20 protein-coding genes, 1 pseudogene and 1 riboswitch are annotated in these 22,529 nt (G+C 40.4%); of the genes and pseudogenes, 3 read left to right on the top strand and 18 right to left on the bottom strand.

Going from position 1 to position 22,529, the window contains the following annotated elements; genetic code table 11:
- Positions 1 to 30: 30 nt before the first annotated feature.
- The 11 genes from rbsD to CRO56_RS02245 form a co-directional block, all read right to left on the bottom strand.
- Complete coding sequence (gene rbsD, locus CRO56_RS02295; protein WP_097156967.1) at positions 31 to 420, bottom strand: D-ribose pyranase; 390 nt, start codon at positions 418 to 420, stop codon at positions 31 to 33.
- Positions 421 to 436: 16 nt separating this feature from the next.
- Positions 437 to 1,309 (bottom strand): ribokinase, encoded by an 873-nt coding sequence (gene rbsK / locus CRO56_RS02290; protein WP_097156966.1) that lies wholly within the window; start codon positions 1,307 to 1,309, stop codon positions 437 to 439.
- A gap of 24 nt (positions 1,310 to 1,333) precedes the next feature.
- Positions 1,334 to 2,302, bottom strand: a complete 969-nt coding sequence (locus CRO56_RS02285; protein ID WP_097156965.1) for a LacI family DNA-binding transcriptional regulator — start codon at positions 2,300 to 2,302, stop codon at positions 1,334 to 1,336.
- 208 nt (positions 2,303 to 2,510) lie between these two features.
- On the bottom strand, positions 2,511 to 3,317 hold the full coding sequence (locus CRO56_RS02280; RefSeq protein ID WP_097156964.1) for a BtpA/SgcQ family protein: 807 nt from the start codon (positions 3,315 to 3,317) through the stop codon (positions 2,511 to 2,513).
- A 60-nt stretch (positions 3,318 to 3,377) separates the two neighbouring features.
- Complete coding sequence (locus CRO56_RS02275; RefSeq protein ID WP_097156963.1) at positions 3,378 to 4,175, bottom strand: inositol monophosphatase family protein; 798 nt, start codon at positions 4,173 to 4,175, stop codon at positions 3,378 to 3,380.
- A gap of 27 nt (positions 4,176 to 4,202) precedes the next feature.
- On the bottom strand, positions 4,203 to 5,030 hold the full coding sequence (locus CRO56_RS02270) for a carbohydrate ABC transporter permease (RefSeq protein WP_097156962.1): 828 nt from the start codon (positions 5,028 to 5,030) through the stop codon (positions 4,203 to 4,205).
- Positions 5,027 to 5,926 (bottom strand): carbohydrate ABC transporter permease, encoded by a 900-nt coding sequence (locus CRO56_RS02265; protein ID WP_218839646.1) that lies wholly within the window; start codon positions 5,924 to 5,926, stop codon positions 5,027 to 5,029. The genes CRO56_RS02270 and CRO56_RS02265 overlap by 4 nt, the downstream gene beginning before the upstream one ends.
- On the bottom strand, positions 5,919 to 7,184 hold the full coding sequence (locus CRO56_RS02260) for an ABC transporter substrate-binding protein (RefSeq protein ID WP_218839645.1): 1,266 nt from the start codon (positions 7,182 to 7,184) through the stop codon (positions 5,919 to 5,921). The genes CRO56_RS02265 and CRO56_RS02260 overlap by 8 nt, the downstream gene beginning before the upstream one ends.
- Before the next feature lie 32 nt (positions 7,185 to 7,216).
- Positions 7,217 to 7,993, bottom strand: coding sequence for an SDR family NAD(P)-dependent oxidoreductase (locus CRO56_RS02255; RefSeq protein ID WP_097156961.1), 777 nt, complete (start codon positions 7,991 to 7,993; stop codon positions 7,217 to 7,219).
- Entirely contained in the window at positions 7,990 to 9,501 is a 1,512-nt protein-coding gene (locus tag CRO56_RS02250) for an FGGY-family carbohydrate kinase (protein WP_097156960.1), read from the bottom strand. The genes CRO56_RS02255 and CRO56_RS02250 overlap by 4 nt, the downstream gene beginning before the upstream one ends.
- Positions 9,502 to 9,530: 29 nt before the next feature.
- Positions 9,531 to 10,292: a DeoR/GlpR family DNA-binding transcription regulator gene (locus CRO56_RS02245; protein WP_142305177.1), complete on the bottom strand. Its 762-nt coding sequence runs from the start codon at positions 10,290 to 10,292 to the stop codon at positions 9,531 to 9,533.
- Positions 10,293 to 10,568: 276 nt separating this feature from the next.
- Here CRO56_RS02245 and CRO56_RS02240 point away from each other — a divergent pair, with 276 nt between their 5' ends.
- The 3 genes from CRO56_RS02240 (at position 10,569) to CRO56_RS02230 (ending at position 13,068) form a co-directional block, all read left to right on the top strand.
- On the top strand, positions 10,569 to 11,582 hold the full coding sequence (locus CRO56_RS02240) for an alpha/beta fold hydrolase (protein WP_245855545.1): 1,014 nt from the start codon (positions 10,569 to 10,571) through the stop codon (positions 11,580 to 11,582).
- 101 nt (positions 11,583 to 11,683) lie between these two features.
- A complete protein-coding gene (locus CRO56_RS02235; RefSeq protein WP_097156958.1) occupies positions 11,684 to 12,076 on the top strand; it encodes a hypothetical protein in 393 nt (130 codons plus the stop codon).
- Positions 12,077 to 12,156: 80 nt separating this feature from the next.
- Positions 12,157 to 13,068 (top strand): DMT family transporter, encoded by a 912-nt coding sequence (locus CRO56_RS02230; protein ID WP_097156957.1) that lies wholly within the window; start codon positions 12,157 to 12,159, stop codon positions 13,066 to 13,068.
- Positions 13,069 to 13,365: 297 nt separating this feature from the next.
- On the opposite strand, the gene CRO56_RS02225 is transcribed toward CRO56_RS02230, so the two are convergent.
- The 7 genes and pseudogenes from CRO56_RS02225 to ggt all read right to left on the bottom strand — a co-directional run bounded on the left by CRO56_RS02225 (position 13,366) and on the right by ggt (position 22,350).
- On the bottom strand, positions 13,366 to 13,899 hold the full coding sequence (locus tag CRO56_RS02225; RefSeq protein WP_097156956.1) for a PilZ domain-containing protein: 534 nt from the start codon (positions 13,897 to 13,899) through the stop codon (positions 13,366 to 13,368).
- Positions 13,900 to 13,909: 10 nt separating this feature from the next.
- A complete protein-coding gene (locus tag CRO56_RS02220; protein WP_097156955.1) occupies positions 13,910 to 14,620 on the bottom strand; it encodes an EAL domain-containing protein in 711 nt (236 codons plus the stop codon).
- A 70-nt stretch (positions 14,621 to 14,690) separates the two neighbouring features.
- Positions 14,691 to 14,782, bottom strand: a riboswitch (cyclic di-GMP riboswitch).
- 434 nt (positions 14,783 to 15,216) lie between these two features.
- Positions 15,217 to 15,963 (bottom strand): TerC family protein, encoded by a 747-nt coding sequence (locus CRO56_RS02215; protein ID WP_097156954.1) that lies wholly within the window; start codon positions 15,961 to 15,963, stop codon positions 15,217 to 15,219.
- Between the two features lie 416 nt (positions 15,964 to 16,379).
- Positions 16,380 to 17,894, bottom strand: a complete 1,515-nt coding sequence (locus CRO56_RS02210; RefSeq protein ID WP_097156953.1) for a bifunctional metallophosphatase/5'-nucleotidase — start codon at positions 17,892 to 17,894, stop codon at positions 16,380 to 16,382.
- A 603-nt stretch (positions 17,895 to 18,497) separates the two neighbouring features.
- A complete protein-coding gene (locus CRO56_RS02200; RefSeq protein ID WP_179714142.1) occupies positions 18,498 to 19,958 on the bottom strand; it encodes an S-layer homology domain-containing protein in 1,461 nt (486 codons plus the stop codon).
- 158 nt (positions 19,959 to 20,116) lie between these two features.
- Positions 20,117 to 20,319: pseudogene (locus CRO56_RS23480) on the bottom strand (transposase); the annotation flags it as partial.
- Positions 20,320 to 20,580: 261 nt separating this feature from the next.
- Positions 20,581 to 22,350, bottom strand: coding sequence for a gamma-glutamyltransferase (gene ggt / locus CRO56_RS02190; protein ID WP_097156949.1), 1,770 nt, complete (start codon positions 22,348 to 22,350; stop codon positions 20,581 to 20,583).
- Between the last annotated feature and the right edge of the window lie 179 nt (positions 22,351 to 22,529).

The following is a 22,529-nucleotide window of genomic DNA, read 5'->3' as shown; positions in this document are numbered from 1 at the left end:
TCCTTTCAGAAGGGTAATTCGATCAATCTATTAAAATATAACGCCTGCATGTAAAATAATGTTCGCATAAGGGGTTGCTTCTCCGGTTCTGATAATGGCTGTGGCATCCTTTGTTTGTGCTTTAAAATCTTGATGAGAAACCTGTTCAATGGACTGGAACTCATCGTTCATTTGGCTAAACAAATCAGGATTCTTTTCTTTCATTTCAGACGCAATCGTCACTTTTTCAATCACCATTTCAGCTTGGAGGAGCTTTAGCACTTCCTTAAAAGAAGGCTTCCCTAACTCTAAGGCGAGATCTATTTTTTTCACATGCGCTGGAATCGGCAGTCCGCAATCTGCAATCACGATTGTGTCTGTGTGTCCTAAATCGGCTAAAACCTTGGTGATTTCGCTGTTTAAAATCCCATGTTTTTTCAAAGCTGCTCTCCTCCTTTCAGTTTTGATCCATGAAACTTTTCAGTTCCTCTAAAGTTGGCATCCCGCCTTGGGCACCGAATTTGGTAACAGATAAGCTGGCTGCTCTTACGGCATACCTGCAAGCCTCATCTAGTCCTTTGCCTTCATGCAGAAAATAAGCGAAAGCCCCGTTAAAGGTATCCCCTGCCCCGGTTGTATCGACTACCTCAACCTTTGGAGCTGGAATCAATTGTTCTTTGCTATCTTGATAAAAAACAACACCTTTACTTCCATTGGTCATGATGATTTTTTCTTTGTATTCTTCTTTAAAATCTGGACTTTCCATCAGCATTGCAGCTTCGTGCTCATTCGGTGTGATATAGGTAATCATGTTCCACCAATGGGCTGGAATCGGCTGAAATGGAGCAGGATTTAAGATGGTGATAACCTTATGTTCACTGGCTATTTCTAAAACCTTTTCCACCGTTTCCATAGGAATCTCTAATTGAAGCAGGATCACTTTACTATTGGCAATGGCATCTTTCTTCGCTTCAATAACCTCTGGCGTTAAGGCAAAATTGGCGCCAGGTACGACAATGATGGAATTGTCACCTTCAGCGATAGTAATAGAAGCCGTTCCTGTTGATGTATGTGTAACCGGTTCCACATTGTCAACTAGAACCCCTTCATTTTGTAAATAGCTTCTATAGTCATCGCCATATGAGTCAGACCCTACACAGCCAACCATCCGAACCGTTCCGCCCAGTCTGGCTGCGGCCACCGCCTGATTGGCTCCTTTTCCGCCATACTTAGTTTGAAAATTGCTTCCTAATAAGGTTTCTCCCAATTTCGGATAGCGATCCACACTCGTAACCAAGTCGATATTTAAACTTCCGATCACAGTAATCATGTTTTACCACTCACTTTTTATCTATTAAGTTGAATTCCGTTCAACTAATTCGGCATCGTATACATAATGCTTTTTTTCAGGAGACTGCCCTGCGATTAATTGCAATAAAAGCTCGCTTCCCTTTTTGCCAATTTCTAAAATCGGCTGATGCATCGTTGTCAATTCAGGCGTGATCGCAGTGGCTAAATCTATTCCATCAAAACCAATAATTTTTAGCTCCTTAGGAATCGTGTAGCCCATTTTGGATGCAGCTTTAATGGCCCCAACAGCCATGACATCATTGCCGGCAAAAATGCCGTCAACATCCGGATGCTCAGCCAGCAGCCTGATCGTGGACATCATCGATGCTTTTAATTCATAATTGCCAGGATAAATAAACGTTGGCAGCCCATTTTTCTCCATCTCATCCTGATATCCCCGCAGCCGTTCTTTTGCCGTAAAGATTTTTTCGGGTCCATGCAAGTATGCGATTTTTTGACACCCTTTTTTGATCAGGAATTGAACCGCTTGCCTTGCGCCTTTGTAATTATCTACATAAACGGTCGGAATTCCTTTGTCCAAAACACGGTCGATTGCAACAACGGGCATCGTTAGATTTTCCAAGTGATCTTTCGTGATGGTATTGGAAACTACTAATAAACCATCCATATATTTGGATTCCATCAGCTCAATTAATTTCAGCTCATGGTCCAATACCTCATCACTATTAAACAATATGACGGTATAGCCTGATTCAATCATCGTACTCTCAACCGCTCTGACTAATTGAGGAAAAAAAGGGTTCGTGATGTCAGGAATAATAAATCCAATCGAATTGGATGTTTTTTTGAACAAACTTCTCGCTACATCATTAGGCTTATAATTCAGCTCTTTAATCGCCTGCTCTACCTTTTTTAAAGTCTCCTCATGGACATATCCCCGTTTATTAATCACTCGTGAGACTGTCGCAACTGAAACTTCTGCTTGTTTCGCTACATCCCGAATTGTTGTCATCTCTATGAACCAACCATTCTATTTAATATGTAACCGGTTACACATCGCGCATATAAAAAACTTAATCTGCTAGTCTTCCTTTTTAATCAGATTAAGTAACCGTTTACATATTTATCATAATCCCGGGGGTGATTATTTGTCAACTAAAAAAACATGGGGACGGTTCTTCTGTTTCATTCTGAAACAGAAGAACCGTCCCTTCGTTTTACTAAGACCGGAAAGCTTTAACCTTATCCATAAACTCTTTAACCCGGTTTATATCTACTTGGTTTTCAAATTTTCCATCGTATTTAAATGCGGTTCCGGTTACGGCCCCATCAGCAACAGATAGTTGCTGTTCAAGGTTTTCCAGTCTTACCCCGGTATTTGCTAAAACTACTGTATCAGGAACTACGTCTTTTACACGTGCTAAGAGCTGTAAATCGGTTTGAGCTCCAGCTGTTAATCCTGATACACAGAGTGCGTCTGGTCTGTTGTTAAATACCGTAGATTTTGCAATACTCTCAATATCTCGATCTGCCAAATATTTGGCGGCTTCTGGAACAATATTAAATAGTAGTTTTACATTTTCAGCGCCGATTCGATACTGGTGACGGATGGTTTCTCCAACATTTGTGTCCCATGTTCCAAAGTCACTTGCATAGACCCCTGTAAAGATTTCTCGAACAAATTTCGCTCCAGTTGCGGCTGCTAAGTCCAATGATTTTTTTGCATCCCAAAGGACATTGACACCAAATGGAACTTTAATCTCAGACATTAACTCTCCAATAATACGTGCCATTGCAGCAACGGTTTCTGTTTTTACATCTGTTAAATAAGGTAAACTAAATTCATTTGAGAACATAACTGCATCCACTCCGCCGTCTTGCAGGGCATGCAGATCCTTTCTCGCCATTTCAATAACATAATCCATGCCCTTTTCCTTTTCGTAATAAGGGTCTCCTGGAAGCGGTAATAAGTGACACATAGCAATAATGGCTTTTTCAGTTCCAATAATATCTTTTAACCAAGTCATTTGTATCCATCCTTTTCATTTCGTCATTGTTAGCAAGTTCGTGCTATATCCAGCAAATGGTCATGCTTTCTTATAAAGTACTTCTAAAACCTTATTGTGCAATAGAGGATTTGCAGCTAAAACACTAGTTTCAGGCCCTTCAAACTCTTGACCATAAATGTCAGTCACCTTCGCTCCAGCCTCTTTACAAATCAAGGCTGCTGCCGTTATATCCCATCTTTCTAATTCCTGCTCCCAGAAAAAGTCGAGCCGCCCCCTTGCGACATCGCACAAAGCCATTGCTGCAGCCCCTAGTGACCGGACAGTTAGTACCTCTGGAGTGACATTCGACCATTCTCTTAAATTACTCTTTTCTGGATCCTCAAAAGAATAAGGAAACCCTGAGGCTGCAACTGCCCGATTGAGATCCTCTACTTGGCTGACTGATATCTTTTCTCCATTTAACCAGGCTCCTTTTCCGCGAATAGCTGTAAAAAGGTTGTTCATTTTCGGTGCATAGACGACGCTGCAGACCGTCTTATTATCTGAATCTACTAATGCGATTGCGATGCACCAATAAGGGGAACCTTTCATAAAGTTCACAGTTCCATCAAGCGGGTCTAGGTACCACCTGCGTTTATTTATAACCTCCGCCTCTTCTAGCGGATTGGTTTCTTCCGATATAATAATGTCGTTTGGAAAGGCTTCTTTCATTTTTTCAATCAAAAGTTTTTCCGATGTTTTATCAGCCTTTGTTACTGGATTTATTTTTCCTTTCCACTCTTCTTCTAGCGGAGCAGCCCAATTTTTTAGAAAGTCTCCTGCTTTTAATGCAGCTTCTGTCGCAATTTCTAGTTCTTTCTTATAATTTTCGCTCATGATTTCCACCTTTTACATGTTAGATGATTACCCTTTAACGGCGCCTCCACCCATTCCTTTGATTAAGTGCTTTTGAATAAAGAAAGAGATAATAATGGTTGGAATAGCTGAGACAAGTATCGCAACCGACATTTCTCCAAGCTGAACTCCGCGAAAGGTGTTATATCCAGCAATGGCAACAGGGAGCGTTTGCGTGTCTTGCCCACCGAGAATCAAGGCATAAAACATATCATTCCAAGATAAAACGAAACCAAAGATACTAGCCGCACCAATACCAGGAAGAACTTGTGGAAGAATGATTTTTATAAAGGCTTCAAATCTCGTACATCCATCAATCATCGCTTGCTCTTCAAGTGATTTAGGAACGGCATCAAAGAAACCAATTAAAAACCAGGTCACGATCGGCAAAATAAAAGTTAAGTGTGCTAAAATTACTGGAAGTATGGTTCCGTTTACTTCCATGTAATAGGAAACTAAGAAAATGGGGACCACAAGCACAGCAGAAGGAACCACTTCCGATATCAAAATACTCATTCTCGTGAGATTCCCGCCAGTTTTAAACTGACTAATAGAGTAGGCTGCTGGAAGACCGACCAATAAAGAGATACCTACAGTAACGAAACCGACTATGAAACTATTAACAAAATGGATAGGTATATCACCGGTTAAAACATTGATCCAATTATCAAATATTGGTGTAAAAAATAGACTGATTGGCTTAGAAAGGTCAGTTGGTGTCTTTAATGAAGAAAGGATGACCCAAATGAACGGTGTAAGCACGCAAATTAACACTACCCAAATGAATAGGATTCTCATGAGTTTCTCAAAAGTGCTCTCTTTTTGATAGCTTTTCATAAGGATCCCTCCCCTTTCTCACGTGTTCTAAGCATCACAAAAATAACGACCATAACAATTACAACGACTGTCCAGGCTATGGCTGAAGCTTCGGATAAGCGATAATACCCAAATCCAACCTTTTGAATATAAAATTGCAAGGTCTCGGTTGCATTACCAGGACCACCTCTTGTAATGGCGTAGACATATTCAAATACTTTTAATGCATCCAATGCACGAATTAGCACGGCGACAATAATGACTGGCTTCAATAAAGGAAGCGTGATTGTCCAGAAAGAAGTCCACTTGCTAGCTCCATCTACATACGCGGCTTCAAAAGGTTCTTCTGGCAAGCTTTGCAGACCGGCAATCAGCATCAATACGATAAAAGGTGTCCACTGCCAAATATCAATCGCAGCTAGAGTTAATATGGCGTATTCTGTACCGAAAAAGTCGACGGAAAGACCAAAGAATTTTAAAACAGCTGGAATAAAACCTAATTGTTCACTTAAAAGAAATCTAAACATTAACCCAACGGCAATAGGTGTGATAAACATCGGTGCCAACACGATTGCACGTGTTAAATTGCGGAAGCGCTGTTGTTTGTTTAATGTTAGGGCAATCAGCATTCCTAATATAAGTTCAAATCCAACCGCAACCACCACAAATAGCGCAGTATTTTTAAATACAGTCCAATATAGTGGATCAGAAAGTAATTTTAGATATTGCCCAAATCCAACGAAACTGTTTTCATCAGGATTCGTAATCGTAAAGTTATGGAAAGATAGCCATAACGAATACCCTAAGGGAAATGCTAGAATAATCAGCATTAAGACTAAGAGGGGTAACAGCATTCTCCATTGGTAGGAAAACAGGAAGAAGCCGGAACCTCTTCCTGTTTTTGTGTCCTTACTCATTGCCTAAAATCTCCTTTGCCTGGTTAGCGGCATCCGTAATCGCTTGATCGACACTCTTTTGACCGGTAACAGCGGCATTGAGCTCTGTTCCAACCACTTGAATCATTTCCTCTGCGTTTGGTCCGTCAGCCAATGGAGCGGCATCCTCTAAAATGGCTTTTAGCGTTTTGTAATACTCTTCACCATAGCCTTGTTCCCACACATCTGGATTATTCATGACACTATTTCGAACTGGTGCCCCGCCCGCAATAACTCGATCTGTCTCAGTCTCTGGGGACGATACCCATTCAATAAATGTCCAAACTTCATCTTTGTATTCAGATTTTGCCGGGATCGACCAGTACCAAGCACCTAAAGCCGCTTTCCCGCCTGGAACTTCCGCAAGCGCAAAGTTGCCAGCTAAGTCTCCAGCCTGACCTTCTTCATTATTTAGCGTTGGCAGCATCCAGTTGTAGTTGATTGTCATCGCACTTTCTCCGCTAGCCACCGATCTCATCGCTTCATCAAAGGCCCAGTTAGAGCTGTTAGGCGGAGCAGCATTATTAACAGACTCTATATATTTTGTTAAAGCATCTCTCGCTTCAGGGGAGTCAAGGACGACATTGCCTTCTTCATCCTGAATCGCTCCGCCTGCTGCGAATAACCAGTTCGCCCATTCTTCCATAATCTTATAGCCCTTTTGCGGCTGGGCTGCGATTCCGTATTTTCCATCCTTCGCAAGCTGTTCAGCAGCCGCTTGTAGTTCATCTAAAGAACCTGGTACCGCGATTCCTTCACTTTCGAAAATATCTTTCCGGTAAACCAATCCAGTTGCATAGTTGTAAAATGGAATTCCATACACTTCATTATCTACAGTAGCTATTTTTCTAAGAGGTTCAGAGAAATCATCGAAGTTATACCCATCTCCAGCACCTTCGATTTTTTCACTAAGAGGTTCAAGATACCCGGCAGATGCAAAATCATACATCCATGGATTATCTACTACAATGATGTCATAGTCTGAGGTTGGGGCTAAAAATGAGGATACAAGTTTGTCACGCATTTGATCATAAGGCAGCAGTTCAACATCGATTTCAATATCTGGATGTTTTTCATTAAAATCAGCAATCATATCAATCACAATATCTGAATCAGGCACTTCTTCCATCAGCGCTTTTAATTGAACTGTTCCATCTTCCGCTCCCCCGCCGCTCTCTGATGTACTGCATCCGGCTAGCAGGAAAAGCGCAAGACCCATAAAGATTAGTTTTTTCACCATTTTTCATTCCCCCTATTTTTTGCCTTATATGGTTAATCCATATAAGCCCCTCCGTTAATTGCAATCGATTCACCAGTTATAAAATTCGAATCTTCGCCCGCTAAAAAGGATACGACTCTTGCGACATCCTCTGGTGTTTCTAAACGGCCAAGCGGTGTTACATCAATCATGCCTTGCTTCACTTGTTCAGGAGTCTGCCCTTTAAGCGACCCTTCCCATTCAAGTTCCCTCGTTTGCATCGGTGTGGCAACAAAGCCTGGACATACGGCATTCACTGTAATATTGTGTTTACCTAATTCATGGGCCATCGCTTGCGTTAAGCCAACTACAGCAAACTTAGAGGCAACGTAGTGACTTAGGAAAGGAACATTCCCTTGTTTGCCTGCCATGGAGGCGGTATTAATAATTTTTCCGCCTTCTTGCTGGCTAATAAATTTCCTTGCTGCGATTTGACCGCATAAAAACACCCCCTTCGCATTTACATCCATATTCAAATCCCAATCCTTTTCGGTTAGCTCTACGAAATGGTTCATAGAAGACACCCCGGCATTAGACACCCAAACTCGCAACTTACCAAACTCTTTTTCTAATGTTTCTAATGCAGCTGAAATCGATTCGGGATTTGTAACATCTAACACATCCCCCTTTGCAATTCCACCTTCTGAATTGATTTCAGAAATCGTGGCATTAACTGCAGCCTGATTAATGTCGGTTACCCCAACAGAAAAACCATCCTTGGCAAGACGTTTGGCGATGGCTTTTCCGATTCCGCTGCCAGCACCCGTAACAACAGCTAACCCTTTACTCATTGACCTTCCCCCTCTTCATTTGATAGATCTGATAAAATATGCTGTTCCTTTAATAATTTAGGGTAAACAGAGCGATACACTTCATATAAAGTTTTGTATCGATTTCCGTTTTCTGGATTTGGTTTGATCACTTCTTCGATTTTGATGAACCGGTCGATATCGGACCAGCTCTCAAATTCGCCTACTCCAATCCCTGCAATAAAAGCTGCTCCTAAGGAAGAGCCAGGATGCTCAATAATGGATTCCAATGTCAGCCCTGTAATATCAGCAATAATTTGCCGCCAAAGCCTGGACCTTGAGCCCCCGTTCGTAATCCTAACCCGGTTTGTCTTGAAGCCAAGTTCCTTAAACACTTCAATATGGTGGTTAAAGCCAAATCCGATTCCTTCTAAAATGGAACGGTACATGTGCGCTCTTGTATGTCCTAAATGAAGACCGATAAACATGCCTCTTGCTTTTGAATCGTTGATTGGTGTTTTTTCACCTAAAAAATAAGGCAGCAAAATTAAACCATCAGAACCCATTTGCGTCTTCTCCGCTTCACGGTCGAGTTCTTCTAAAGCTGTGCCGCCCGCAACCTCCCGTTGAAACCAACGAATCACACTTCCGCTTGATGCCATACAGCCGTTCGGGAGGAAGTGACCCGGGATTAAATGATAATCTAAAAACAGTCTTGGGTCTGCAACAGGTCTTGAGGCAGACAATAAAATGTCTCCCGCTCCCCCTAATTTGATTAACATATCCCCGTCATCGACCAGCCCTGCTGAGAAGGCACTGGCAACATGATCTGCGGCACCTGCTACAACCGGTGTCCCTTCAACTAAACAAGTCCCATGATTCCCTTGCACAACACCAACAACCTCGTGAGACTTCCTAACCTCTCCCATCCACTCTTTTTTAATTTCGGCCTGCTCTAATATGTAGTCATCCCATCGTTCAGTTTGATAGTTATATAGGCCGCTTTCTAATGCCCAGTTCGCTTCAATCGCGTTGGTTGCATTACCTGTTAGCTTGCGGGTAATAAAATCATAGGAACCACAAATAGAGACCGTTTTTTCTAAAACTTCCGGCTCGTGTTTCTTTAACCACATAATCTTTGGAGCAATAGACTGCTGTGTAATTTTGGAACCAGTTTTGGTTAAAACGTCATAAACTAATGTTTTAGCTGATAATTCGGCTATCTCATCCGACGCTCGTGCATCATTTTGCTGGATTGAGTACCGGAGAGGGTCTCCATTTTTATCTAAACAAATGAGAGTTGGAACCATTCCGCTGACGCCAACTGCCTTAATTTGTTCTGGTTTAACATTTGATTTTTCCAATAAAAGCGGCAGCAGCTCCTGAACATTGGCCCACCATTCCAATGGATCTTCTTCCGACCAGCGCGGTTTTTTCGTATGTAGAGTGACTGATTTTGACACGGCATTCATAATCGTACCGTTTTTATGAATAAGCACGATTTTAGTTGCTGTCGTTCCAATATCAATCCCAATTAAATAGGACTCCATACATTCCCCTCCTTTGTGCAGATTTTTCGTTACACGATCACGACCGTTAAATCCTTTTCTCTTAATGTATTAATTTTCCCCAGATCCTGCGGCCTATTGGTAATAAGGGTATCAATGTCTTCAATCGAGGCCACCTTGGCAAAGGCCGTTTTCCCGATTTTACTTTCATCTGCAATTACAATTGTTCGGTCGGATGCTTTTATGGCTTTTTTCTTAATCTTGGCATCCTCAACATTAAATTCGGTGAAGCCATTTTCCGCATCAATTCCTCCGATTCCCATGATAAAGGTATCTGGAAAAAAATCGTCGTAAACGTTTTCAAAAATATCTCCAACTAAAGACCTTTCCCCCGCTCTTACAATTCCGCCTAATACAATCAGATTAATATTTGGGCGATCACATAACAGCCACGCTACACGCAAGCTTGAGGTTAGGATGGTTAAATTGCGTTCCTTTAGTTCTTCAGCAACTGCCAAGGCTGTAGTACCGGTGTCAATAAGGACTGTTTCCCCGTCCCTAACCATACTTGCCGCTCTTTGTGCAATTCTACTTTTCACCTCATAATTCTTCTCATATCTCATTTCAAAAGGCATTTCATAAGAACCCTGATTAATCTTAACCGCTCCGCCCCTAATCCGTTTAATTACTCCTTTCTGGGCTAGAATATCCAAATCCCTTCTCAATGTCATTTCTGATACACCAAAATGTGTACTTAATTCACTAACCAACACTTTTTCTGATTCATTTAACATTTCCAATATTTGTTTTTGTCTGTTTTTAACATATTTCATGTTTAAAAGATAACTTTTTATGTTCGTTTTGTCAATTATAAATTTTCTGAATTCAGGATGAAACGAGTAAAACGAGGGTAAAACGAGGGTAAAACGAGGGGACGGTTCTTGTGTTTCATTCTGAAACACAAGAACCGTCCCTCTGATTCACAAAGATTAACAAAAAATTAATAGTAATAAAGTAAAATATAATTAATGAATTATTTGGAAATGAAACCATAAGGATATCACTGGGATTATACACGAAAACACTACAGCCAAGAAGGTTTTCTAATTTTGAAACAGGAGAACCGTCCCTTTGCTTCAAGGGAGATGATCGAAATAAAAAGATTATGGAGATTAACCAGAAAAACTTTGCTTTTTGGGCTTGCTTTCCTGATTGTGTTCTTGGGGGTTGGCTTAGTTTATCAATGGGTGGGCGTGCGAAACGATTTGCCAAAATACAAGCCACCTGGAGAGCTGTATGATGTCTTTGGCAGCAAAATGCATCTTTATACCGGTGGAGAAGGTCAATCGACTGCCATCTTTATTGCTGGATGGGGAACGGTCAATCCTTACGTCGACTTTTACCCGCTGTATGAAAAGATTGATGATCATACCCGCTTTGCGGTGATTGACCGCTTTGGTTATGGGTACAGCGATTTGACGGATCGCAAACGGGATATCGACAATATTGTCGAAGAAATTCATGAATTACTAATAAAAGCCGAGATTCAACCTCCTTATATCCTAGTCGGACACTCTCTCGGTTCACTTGAGACGATACACTATGCTCAAAAGTATCCGGATGAAGTAAAAGGGATTGTACTACTGGATGGCGGGAGCCCTGAATATTACGCCAATCAAACACCTTTGACGGGGGTTTCATTATTGCAACGATTTCTTGTGCAGTCTGGTGTGGCCCGTACGCTGTATCATATTGATGGATTTGCGGAATCACTGGCTAGCGAGCGCAACAGACTGGAGCAATTACCTAATGAACTAAAAGATCTTGATCGAATGTCCAGCCTACTTAAAGCAAACAACAAAAACATCACAGATGAAATGCGCCAGAGTCAACTCAACGCGATGAAGGTGCTGGAAGGAAAGAAACCTTTGGACGTTCCGATGACAATCATCACTGCAGGGAGATTCGGCAAGCAGGACCAGGATTGGATGGACAGTCAGGCCGCATTGACTTCCTGGTCCTCATCTGGTAACCAAGTCATACTAGAAGAAGCCGAGCATTATGTACATCATTATCGTCCTGATCTAGTAGCCAAAGAAATATTGACTATAGTTAACGAATGAAACAGAGGTGAAACAGAGGGACGGTTCTTGTGTTTCAAAAAAGAAAGAATGAAACAGGAGAACCGTCCCTCTGTTTCTTTAAGAGAGTTAGGAGGTCATGTATGGGAGTCGATTTTATCTATATTTCATCAATCGTTGTTGCCATTCTGTTTGTATCGATAGCCATTTTTCAAGTGTTGCTTTCACTTGGTTACCCTTTAGGTGAATTTGCATTAGGTGGCTATCATAAAGTATTACCTAAAACACTACGTATTGTAAGTGCGGTTAATGCTCTAATCCTTTTATGTATGGGCTTTGTATTTTTGCAGCATTCGAATGTAGTTCCAATTGACTTTAATTTCTTACCTACTAATATATTAGTATGGGTATTTACAGTCTTCCTCGGGATCAATACGATAGCAAATGTAGCATCTAAGAGTAAGAAAGAAAGACTTGTAATGACACCATTATCAACTATTGCATTTATATTATGTTTATTGATTGCCTTATCATGAAACATAGGGACGGTTCTTACGTTTCACCCTTATTCTGAAACGCAAGAACCGTCCCCCCGTTTCAGAAAAGAGGAGAAAAAATGAGATTATATTTAGCTTTGATCACATTGAGTTTAATTTGGGGAATGTCGTTTTATTTTATTAAGGTTTTGGTTGAGGGTCTTGGGCCATGGGGGATTGTGTTTGTCCGATCCGCTCTGGGTGCATTGACTTTGGCAGCCATTCTTTTAATACAAAGAAAGAAAATAGCATGGAAGAGTATTCCCCTAAAATCTTTAGTTCTCGTTGGCTGTATGAACGCGTTGATTCCATGGGGATTGATTGGAATCAGTGAAACGAGAATTTCAAGTGCATTAGCTTCGATGGTGAATGCAACGACTCCTATTTTTACTAGTGTTTTAGGTGTCATCCTTTTCAGCGTTGCTTTAAGCGCCAGACAGTGGACTGGGATTCTAATTGGATTTGTTGGCATTTTATTTTTGATTGATTTAGATATTACCCAGTTGTTTCAAGAAGACTTAATTGGAATGGGAACGATGCTTGCAGCCACTGTTTGCTATGGGTTCAGCTCGCAATATACGAAGAGGCATTTGCAAGGCGTGAGTGTGATGGCGATTGCTTTGATGACCTTGCTAACCAGTTCTTTAGGTAGCCTAGTTATGATGGCTGTTACTGACTCCTTTTTCCCGTTACACCAAACAATTGATTGGAATACGATTTTCGCCATGGTTGGTCTTGGTGTTTTTGGGTCAGGCTTAGCCTATTTACTATTCTATTATATGATCCAAGCAGGAAGTGCGGAGTTTGCTACCTTTGTAACGTATCTTGTTCCGATTACCGCCATGTTCTGGGGTTGGTTCTTACTGGATGAACAAATTCCCCCTCTTGCCATTGGCGGGTTAGCTCTTATTTTAGCAGGTGTTTTTCTTTCCACTAGAAAAACAGCGAAAAAAGTGCATGCCGGAGATCATGCAGTATCTAGTGCAAAATAGATCCAATTTAAAAAGAAGTAACTTTCCCGATATCTGGTTAGGTAGGGGTAGTTACTTCTTTTGGTTTTATTACTTATCCGTTATTCTTTTGTAAATATAACTGCAAGTAAGTGGCTCCATCCCCTCTTCTTACAAAAGAAAAAAAGAAGCAAAAGAACCCTCCCCTTGCTTCCATCTCACCCAATTGAAACACGAGAACTGTCCCTCCGTTTCCCCCTCAAAAATAATAAAAACTGCCAGTCTGTTAAACTGGCAGCTTTTAACAACATTCATTTTTTCATTAGCCTTTTTAGATCATTAACTAATTATCTTCTTAGATAGTTCTAATTCATTAATAATGCGTCCTAAACGATTTTCATCATTTTTGCTTACTCCAGGAAATCTAATTCCATAATGAATAAGATTGCTTTCAAATTTCGCTTCCTTACGAACAAATTCACATTGTAAAATAAATTCTTGATTTTTTATTACAAAAGTGATTTCGGAGATTACCTGGTTTTGTACAGGCAAATCAATGCAAGTGGTTATCCTCATGCCACCTACGCTTATGTCTTCGATATTTGCCTCTACCATTTTATTAACTAAAGGTTTTAATTTATTTGTTCCAAAGTCGATGAATTGGATCATACATCCAATATTCTCAACTTTTACTCTGTGATATTTTCTTCGATTGATTTGTTCCATTTCAGATACATGTGGTGTACTTGAATCTAAATTACTTTTTGAAGAAATGATTTCTTTTTGTCTCTCTCGATTTGTTTTTTTATTCAAAAAATAATATACAACCATAGCGGTAATGACGCTCGTTTCCAAAATAAGAGCATATAGCATTTCCTTAACCTCACACAGATAATAAGTTAGGTCTTCCCAACTTATAACCTTGTCCCAATGGGATACCGAGTTTTTTGGAAATGGATAAATCGAGAGAGTTTTCAAGACCTTCTAAAATCAATTCAATATTAAAATGGTTACAATACCTTAAAATATTTTTTATAAACACTTGTTTCTTTTTCGAGCTATGCAGGTTTTCAGAAAAATATTTATCGAGTTTTAAATAATCCGGCTCCAACTCAATAATTTTTTCAATATCAGCATACCCTTTGCCAAAGTCATCAATGGCAAATTGAAATCCCAATTTCTTAAAATGATGTAAAGTTTCCTTTAATAGATTAACATCACTTATTTTTTCTCTTTCGCTAATTTCAAAAACTATTTGTTGATTTGTCAATAGGCCATCATTCATAATATTATATATAAAAGAAGGGAATTTATTGTTCAATAATGTCGATGGGAAGATATTGATGAACAAATGACCTTCTTTTTTAGAGAAGCCTGCCGTTTGGTAGGTTAAGATGGCTTTATGAATGGACCGCGAATCTAATTCATAAAGCCTTTTTTCTTGTTGTGCTGTAAAAAATACTGTTTCCGGATTTGAAAAATCTGTTGATCGTAGTAACACTTCGTAACCCGTTATTCGATCCTCCTTTAAGTTGTAAATTGGCTGATAATGATGAAAAAACATTTCATCTTCTATAATTTTGTTTAACAGCAACTGTTTCCCCCCTTCAACCCCTTAACAAATAAAAAGGACTATGCCGAAAAAGAGCATAGACCTCAACTACTTCGGCAACCCGGCTGCCATAGTCATTGGGAAGATGACAGTAGGCCCGTGGCTTTGCGTCCTTACCTTTCAGTAAGTTTGCCCTATTACGTTTTTTAATGGTAAGTATTAACTAACTTACATAATACTACATACTTCGACAAAATCAAGACTTTTTACCCATCATTCCCTCAATTTTTTTATAATTTTTCGTAATATGGTAATTAAATGATGCAGATACAATAAATTCTTGTGCAATATTGAAAATTTAAGTTTCGGAGTTTTTCCTTCCTCTCGAAAATAAGCCAAGAAAGTGCGTGCTTTAGATCGTGAAAGATTGAGTGCAAAAAAGGTTTACTATAGAAGATTCACTTTTTTAGCACCAATGTTGGGCAGGAATTAGTTTTGAATCTAAAATTCTGTGCACATTCAAAAAGCTACCATTTTAAGTCTCGTCCTACAATAAAAAAGAAACACAAGAACCGTCCCCTTGTTTCCCCTTGTTTCTAATTGAGGGTGAAACACAAGAACCGTCCCTCCGTTTCACCCTATCTTGCTTCGTCAGTTGTCCCTTTATCTTTAGATAAAAACCAGCCACCCACGGCAATAAGCAGCATAACCGACCAAAAGATTGTATTCCAAATTGGTCCTTCGACAAAATCGTGGGGAATAATGTGCAATGCTGGATGGGCAAGGGTATGCATTAATAGCTTAATTCCGACCCAACCGACAATGAGCATGGCAGCCGTTTCTAAACCAGGGCGTGTTGTCAAAATTTTAACAAAGAACCCTGCGGCAAATCGAATAACGATCAATCCTGCAATGGCACCTAGTACAATCACAATAAATTTGGCGCCATCCATACCTCCTATTTCAATCATTGGCGTATCTGGCAAGGCAAGTACTAGAGCAACCGCCGCTAAGATAGAATCTACAGCAAAAGCGATATCGGCTAAGGCAATTTGGGCAACCGTCATCCCATAGCTTTTTCCCTGCATGTCTTTTTCACCGTGGTCTCTTCTCAATAAATGTTTCAAAGCGATGAAGATCAAATAAGCAGCTCCGATCGCTTGAATCCACCAAACGTGGAAAAGGAAAGAAATAATAAAGATCGCACCAATTCTAAATATAAAGGCCATTAACAAGCCAATATTAAGCGCCTTTTTTTGCTGTTCTTCTGGTAAATGCTTCGCCATGATAGCTAAAACTAAAGCATTATCAGCCGATAATAAACCTTCCAGTACAATCAATACAAGTAAAACCCAGCCATACTCTAATAATAAAGATAATTCCATATAGTCCCCCTATAGTAGTACTTTATTTCAGCCGTATAATATATAATAACCTAAATAAATGAATGATTTCCATTTTCTTTCTCCGAAAATAGTGTTCCAATGTGACTACTTGATTATTCATCACTTCTCATCACGTTCACTGCAATAAGTTGCTGGAAGATTTACGGAATTAGGGGGGTATAATGGAATAAGATTCCGAAGGAAAAGTTTAGGCAGATGTTTAAAACAGTCACAAAATTAAAGCCTTGCAAAAGAGATTCTGCAAGGCTTTTTTCTTTCCCGATTTAAGGACGAGTTAAGTCACTGAAAAAGTCCATTTATATTGACCAATCTTGGGTCACAAAGCTATTACTAGCCAATAAGAACAGTCCCATATGATTTGTTCTGAAACATGAGAACCGTCCCTCTGTTTCCACCTAATTACTCAGGACAGTTATTCTTCCTTCTGCTTCGACACTGATTACCTTAAGAGACTTTGCATATTCAATTAATACCTCAGCGTCCGTACGGGCATTTTCTTCAGCGACGATTGTTTCACTGCCGCTGAAGTTATATCCGTCTCCCCCGTTATAGATATAATTTGGCAGAGCGACCAGATATTCTTTTTTGGGATCAAGAGGTACTTGATTTATAAAGATCTCTTCCACCCGTTCTCCAACAGGGTTGGATGGACGATAGGAATATTGTATTCCGGAAACCTGTAAAAATCCGCCGCCTAGACTTTCCACTTTAGAGACTCCATTTTCGAGAGCTGCACGGATTGTTTCGCCGCTTACTTTTGCCAGCACAATTTTATTGCGGAAAGGGAGGATTGTATAAGCATCCCGAAGCGTAAAGTCCCCCGCTTCGATACTTGAACGGATCCCCCCGCCATTCATTAATCCTATATCCGCATTGAAGTAAGCACGGTAACTGTCAGCTACGAAATTTCCGATATTCGTTTCCTGGTTTCTGGATTCATGATTTTCACCATACAATAGTGGGGTTTCTACTGTCGCAACGGTTTTTCCTAATTCCTCTTCCAATTTGTTCTGGTAATAGTCAGCGAATTCTTTCATTTCCGGATCTTCCGGGACGGTATGGTCTACTTCTATTACCTCTGGCTGAAGTTTAATTTCTTTTTTATGCTTGATAATATCGAGACGAATAACAGAACCGATATTTCCTTCAGGAGCGAGGATAAAACGATCGCCATGAGGATAGATAAAGGATTGATTTTCCGCTTTTTCTTCAGTGAAGACAGCGTCAATTTCCGGAATCTCGTCCAAGAGGATTCTGTCCTTTTCGAGCGATTCCTGGGTTAAGGCGATAATGACGTCTACTTTTCTTGCTTCCTTTATCTCTTTCACTGCTTTTTTGGCAGATTCGATCAAATCCTGCTGAATCACACTTCCATCTTGTGTGGTCGTATTCATATCATCGGTTAGTCCAATGAATCCAATTTTGATTCCCTTTATATTGTAAATCATGTAGGCAGGAACATTTGCGAAAGAATTTCCTGCAGCATCCGTTAAGTTGGAGGATATCCACTGAAAATCAGATTGAGCCACTAAGTCTTTTGTCACTTCTGAGCCAAAGTCGAAATCATGCTGACCAAAATTGGCAAGATCAAGATTCATTCTGTTAAAAGCTTCAACCATGGGGTATCCCTGAAAAACTCCGCCGAAGAGAGTACCTCCCCCTAGATCCCCGCCGAAAGTCACGATGGTCTTTGGATTTTCTGCTCTTACTCTATCAATCACCGTTTTTAACCTTGCCACTCCGCCGCGGTCACCATAGGAATTCACAACAGGGCTGATTTCATGAGCATCATTAAAATAAAGAACCGTTGCTTTTTTAGGATTTTCATTGGCAAATACACTGTTCGTTCCAAACATAAAAATATGTAATACAAAAGTAAAGCTTAACAGAACAGCAGCTATTCGTTTCATTGTATCCTCCTTCTATTTATAGTGAGGGATTTGGGTCCATTCATGCATGTTCTACAAAAGTGTACATGCAGAGTGTTAATATAGTATTGAGAAAATTTTAAAAACGGGTGAAATTTAGCCAATTTCACCAAATAAAGGACTACTTCTTTTTATTTCACAAAACTAGGCTGGTGTAAAAGAAGCTGGAGCTGACACGTTTCCCTTAAAAACTATTTGAGAAAATCGACTTTATTTCAAAGCCACCTTGATAAAAATCCCCTTTAATCCAACAGTTTCACCTTTTTAAACAAACGTTTGTTTAAAAAATGGCCTTTGAGATGAAACATGAGAACCGTCCCTATGTTTCACCTATGGTTTCTGGGGGTCATACAGTATCTAGTGCAAAATAAAACCAATATAAAAAGAAGTAACTTTCTCCCACACTTAAATCGGCGGATTGGTTACTTCTTTTTTTGTTAGGCCCGGTCTGCTCTATCTCAACAATCATTTCGATATGGACTGGGGTTTTGACTAAGAGTTGGTTTGCCGCCAGGGCTGAACGGGAGTGTTCCCCTGTTTCTGAATTCAATAGTGAAACAAAAGAACCGTCCCTCTGTTTCAATACTATTGAACTATATACTGTGACGCAATATAACCTTTTATCTTTTTGCCATTCTTAGTAACCTCAACAGGATACCAAATAAATTGGTTACTAGATGTAGATTGATAGTCGTATAATGGTGCACTGATAATGGTCATTAAATCACTGGAGTTTGTTGGAGTTAATGCCCCGTTTGTGCTAGGGATCGAGCGAAGACCAGAGCCCTCGTATCTTACTACATCTCCGACTTTGAACAACTGTTTTGTTGATTTTAATAGGTTTGTATCCATTTGGTAAGACTTTTTAAGGAATACAATTGGCTCACTAGAATTCCCGTCATACTGAAAATCATCAGAGGTCATCGGGATCGAATGGATATTAGTATCTAACTGGCCAAAATCCCTTAACACTCTATACACTTTTTCCTGATAAGCATTCAGATTTCTTTCCCCTGTTTCCTGATAAAATGGACTATTGGAAGGAACGGTTCCATTGTAAGCCATTACCGCAAAGTACCAGCTTTCTAGCTTAGTCGGATCATGATCATTGATTCTTGGTAAATCAGTACGTTTAAAATTATTTACCAAGAACTCAATACCGACTTGGATATTGTAATTAAGGTCATATTTCAACCTATCTACATCATATCCAGCAGTATTGGTAATTTGCATAAGTCCGATTCCGCCATCATCACTAATAACTGGCTCTCCATTCGAATTAAAATGCTTCCAGCCATTATTCTCAACAGATGCAACCGCCTTTACAATCTCAGGTGGGATTGGAAACTCTGACTCTTGAGCTGCTTTTGTAAGCAAGCAATTCATGGTCTGGAAGTCTGGATTCACACGGGTTGAAGGATCGTAACCGCATTTGTTTACAGCTAATCTGAACTGGTCACTCTCTGCTCTTGCTAAAAAAGCAGAGAATTGCTCCCTTGTTATATGCTGATCCGATCTAAAGGTTCCATCCTCATAGCCAGTAGTTACACCGAAGGCAATAATTTTTCTAATGGAAGAGAAGGAACTCATGTTTACAGACACATCACTAAATGGTACAACTTCTTCCTCTGAGAGTGAGTATGCTCTTGCTATAAAAATCGCCATTTCCCCACGTGTTACATAGCTACCAGGTCGAAACTCCCCGTTTGGGTATCCAGAAATAATGTTGTTTTCATATGCTTGTTGAATATATCCGGAAGCCTTGCTACTCTTGGGAACATCTGGGAAGCTAGTTTCTCTTTGCTCACCGTCATACCCAAGTGCTCTTCCAATCATAATTGCAGCGGCTGCACGTGTCACCTTGTCTCCTGGACGAAATTCTCCACTTGGAAATCCTGTTATAATCTCATTGTTTGATAGATACATAATCTCATCATAAAAGCGACTGTCTGTACTTACATCTGGAAACGTACTCGCAAAAACATTCACAGTACTTACTACAAGAATTAAAGTACTGATGGCTAAAATTCGATACATATTCTTCATTCTCATTCCTCCTTCCCCCTATCAGTCTACTAGAATTTTTTTGAAATTTGAAACAAAATATATTCCCATTTTCAGTATTTTCTTTCCAATTCCGGTGCACAGTCATTCATAGAGGGGCAGTCTTTATTGGGGACAATCGGAAGTTTTGCACGTAAACCTTTCATAGTCACTGTCTTTTTTTCAGTTTTTGTTTCGATATCCCTCACGCGAATAGTCACCGTGTCTTGATTGAAACTATTCGATGATTCGAGATGGCGATACGATGGGTATATCGTCCAGATATTGCACAACTGGCTAATGGCCCCGAAAAAGTCCTTTTCGTATAGCTGTACCAGTAGAGAGGATAACATGATGTCATAATACGCCCCTCTTTCTGACACAAAACATTCGATAGCCTTCTCTGCTGTCAGAATACACCCCTCTTTCTGACACAAATATTCGATAGCCTTATCTGCTGTCAGAATACACCCTTCTTTATATATGTAAAGATTCGGGAAATAAGTAACAATGATATACCCCGAATCTATTAAAAAAAGGACTCCTCTTTTCTCATAAAAAAAGGAGTCCTTACTTTTAATAATCAGATAAGCGGAACTTTCCTCTTGGAATAAGGAACCCGTCCCTATTTCCGATTACCCTTCAAATCAACACCCGTAGCCGAACCATTCCTGCTCGAATCAGCTACGCCTTTAAAGGTTCCATTTTCATGGTCAATTAAGATACTCTGAACATTTCCGATCGTTGTCGGACTAGAACCAAATCTATGCCCCATACCCTTAAGCCTGTTGAGAACCTCTGTTGGAATACCAGATTCATAACGATAAGAGCTGAGGTTATTTGTATAGATTCTTGGCTCCTCTACAGCTGATTTAAGCTCCATATCATATTCAATCGTATGCAGAATCGTCTGTAGAACAGAGGTAATAATGGTAGGACCGCCCGGTGAGCCGACTGTTAAAACAGGTTGTCCGTCCTTGAATACAATCGTTGGCGTCATACTGCTTAAAGGCCGTTTATTCGGCTGGACTTCATTAGCCCCGCCAGGAACCGCATCGAAGTCAGTTAATTCATTATTTAACATAAAACCGTAACCTGGAACCATGATTCCACTACCAAATACTTGTTCAATCGTCGTTGTATATGAAACGACATTTCCCCATCTGTCCGCCACGGTGAAATGAGTAGTTTCCCCATACTGGCGATCATTCGGCTGGCTGGTAGGCTGATAGTTTGCAGCATCAGATTCGTACTTCCATGGGTCCCCTGCTTGCGGATTTGGGTTTACCCGATCAAGACTGATCAGCGTCTGGCGTTCTTTAATATAGTCTGGATGTAAAAGTCCCGTTAACGGTACATTCACGAATTCAGGATCCCCTGCATAGGCCGCCCGATCCGCGTAAGCCAGGTGCATCGCCTCTGCTAGCAAATGATATTTTTCCCATGATTTCACATCATATTGGGAAAGGTTAAAATCGTCCAAAATCTTCAGCATTTGTAACAGGAACACGCCGCCTGAGCTTGGAGGAGGCATACTGGCAATCTGATAGCCTTGGTACTCACCCCAGATTGGCTCATCGATCGTTACCTGATACTTTTTTAAATCCGCTGCCGTCATGGAACCACCAAATTCCTGCACCGTATCAGCAAGTGCTTGTCCAATCGGTCCATTGTATAACGCATCGGAACCTGTGGCACGAATTAATTTAAAGGTTTTGGCTAAATCCTTTTGAACAAGGGTTTCTCCTTCCTCTAGCGGTTTTCCATTTGGAAGAAAGACATCCTTTGCTGCTGTTCTTGCTAACTTATCCTCGTTATCAGCAATTGATTCTGCCAGGACTGAGTCGATTGGAAAACCTTGATCGGCCAGTTTAATAGCAGGAGTAATCAATTGCGCCATTGGGCGAGTTCCCCATTTTTCTAAAGCGGTTTCCAGTCCTTTTAAGGTGCCTGGAACACCAACCGCGTCACCGCCCGTGTGACGGATAGAAAATGGAATCGGGTTTCCGTTTTCATCTAAAAACATATCAGGTGTTGCTCCTTGCGGGGCTCTCTCGCGGCTGTTGATGATGGTGGTTTCCTTGGTTTTTGCATCGTAAACCATCATAAATCCGCCGCCGCCAATGCCGGACATCATAGGCTCGGTCACATTTAAAGCAAACTGAATCGCGACTGCCGCATCAATCGCATTTCCGCCTTTTCTGAGCACGTCAGCACCTATTTCCGTTGCCAATGGATGGGCGGTTGCCACCATTCCATCCTTTCCGACTGCAACCTCGCTGTACTGATCATAATCAAGGCTTTCTTCTTTCGCCAAAGCACTAAACGGCAGTGTACCAGCTATCAAGACAACACTAAATAAAAAGGCAATACTAGACTTCCAAATACTCCTCATCCTTTCCCCTCCTATATAAAATAGTTTCGAATTTATTCTACCAAGGGTACAGAAAAATCAGAATATTTATGGCAGAAATTGATTATAAACTCCTATAACGCTTAGTTCTAAAGTAGCAAAAGGGTTGGACAAGGGAGACGGTCCTCTGAGTTTCAAAAGCTATATGAAACCAAGAAGAA

Source organism: Bacillus oleivorans (assembly GCF_900207585.1).
GTDB lineage: Bacteria > Bacillota > Bacilli > Bacillales > JC228 > Bacillus_BF > Bacillus_BF oleivorans.
The sequence above is the reverse complement of the archived record's forward strand: the minus strand, read 5'-3'. Positions and strand labels throughout refer to the sequence as shown.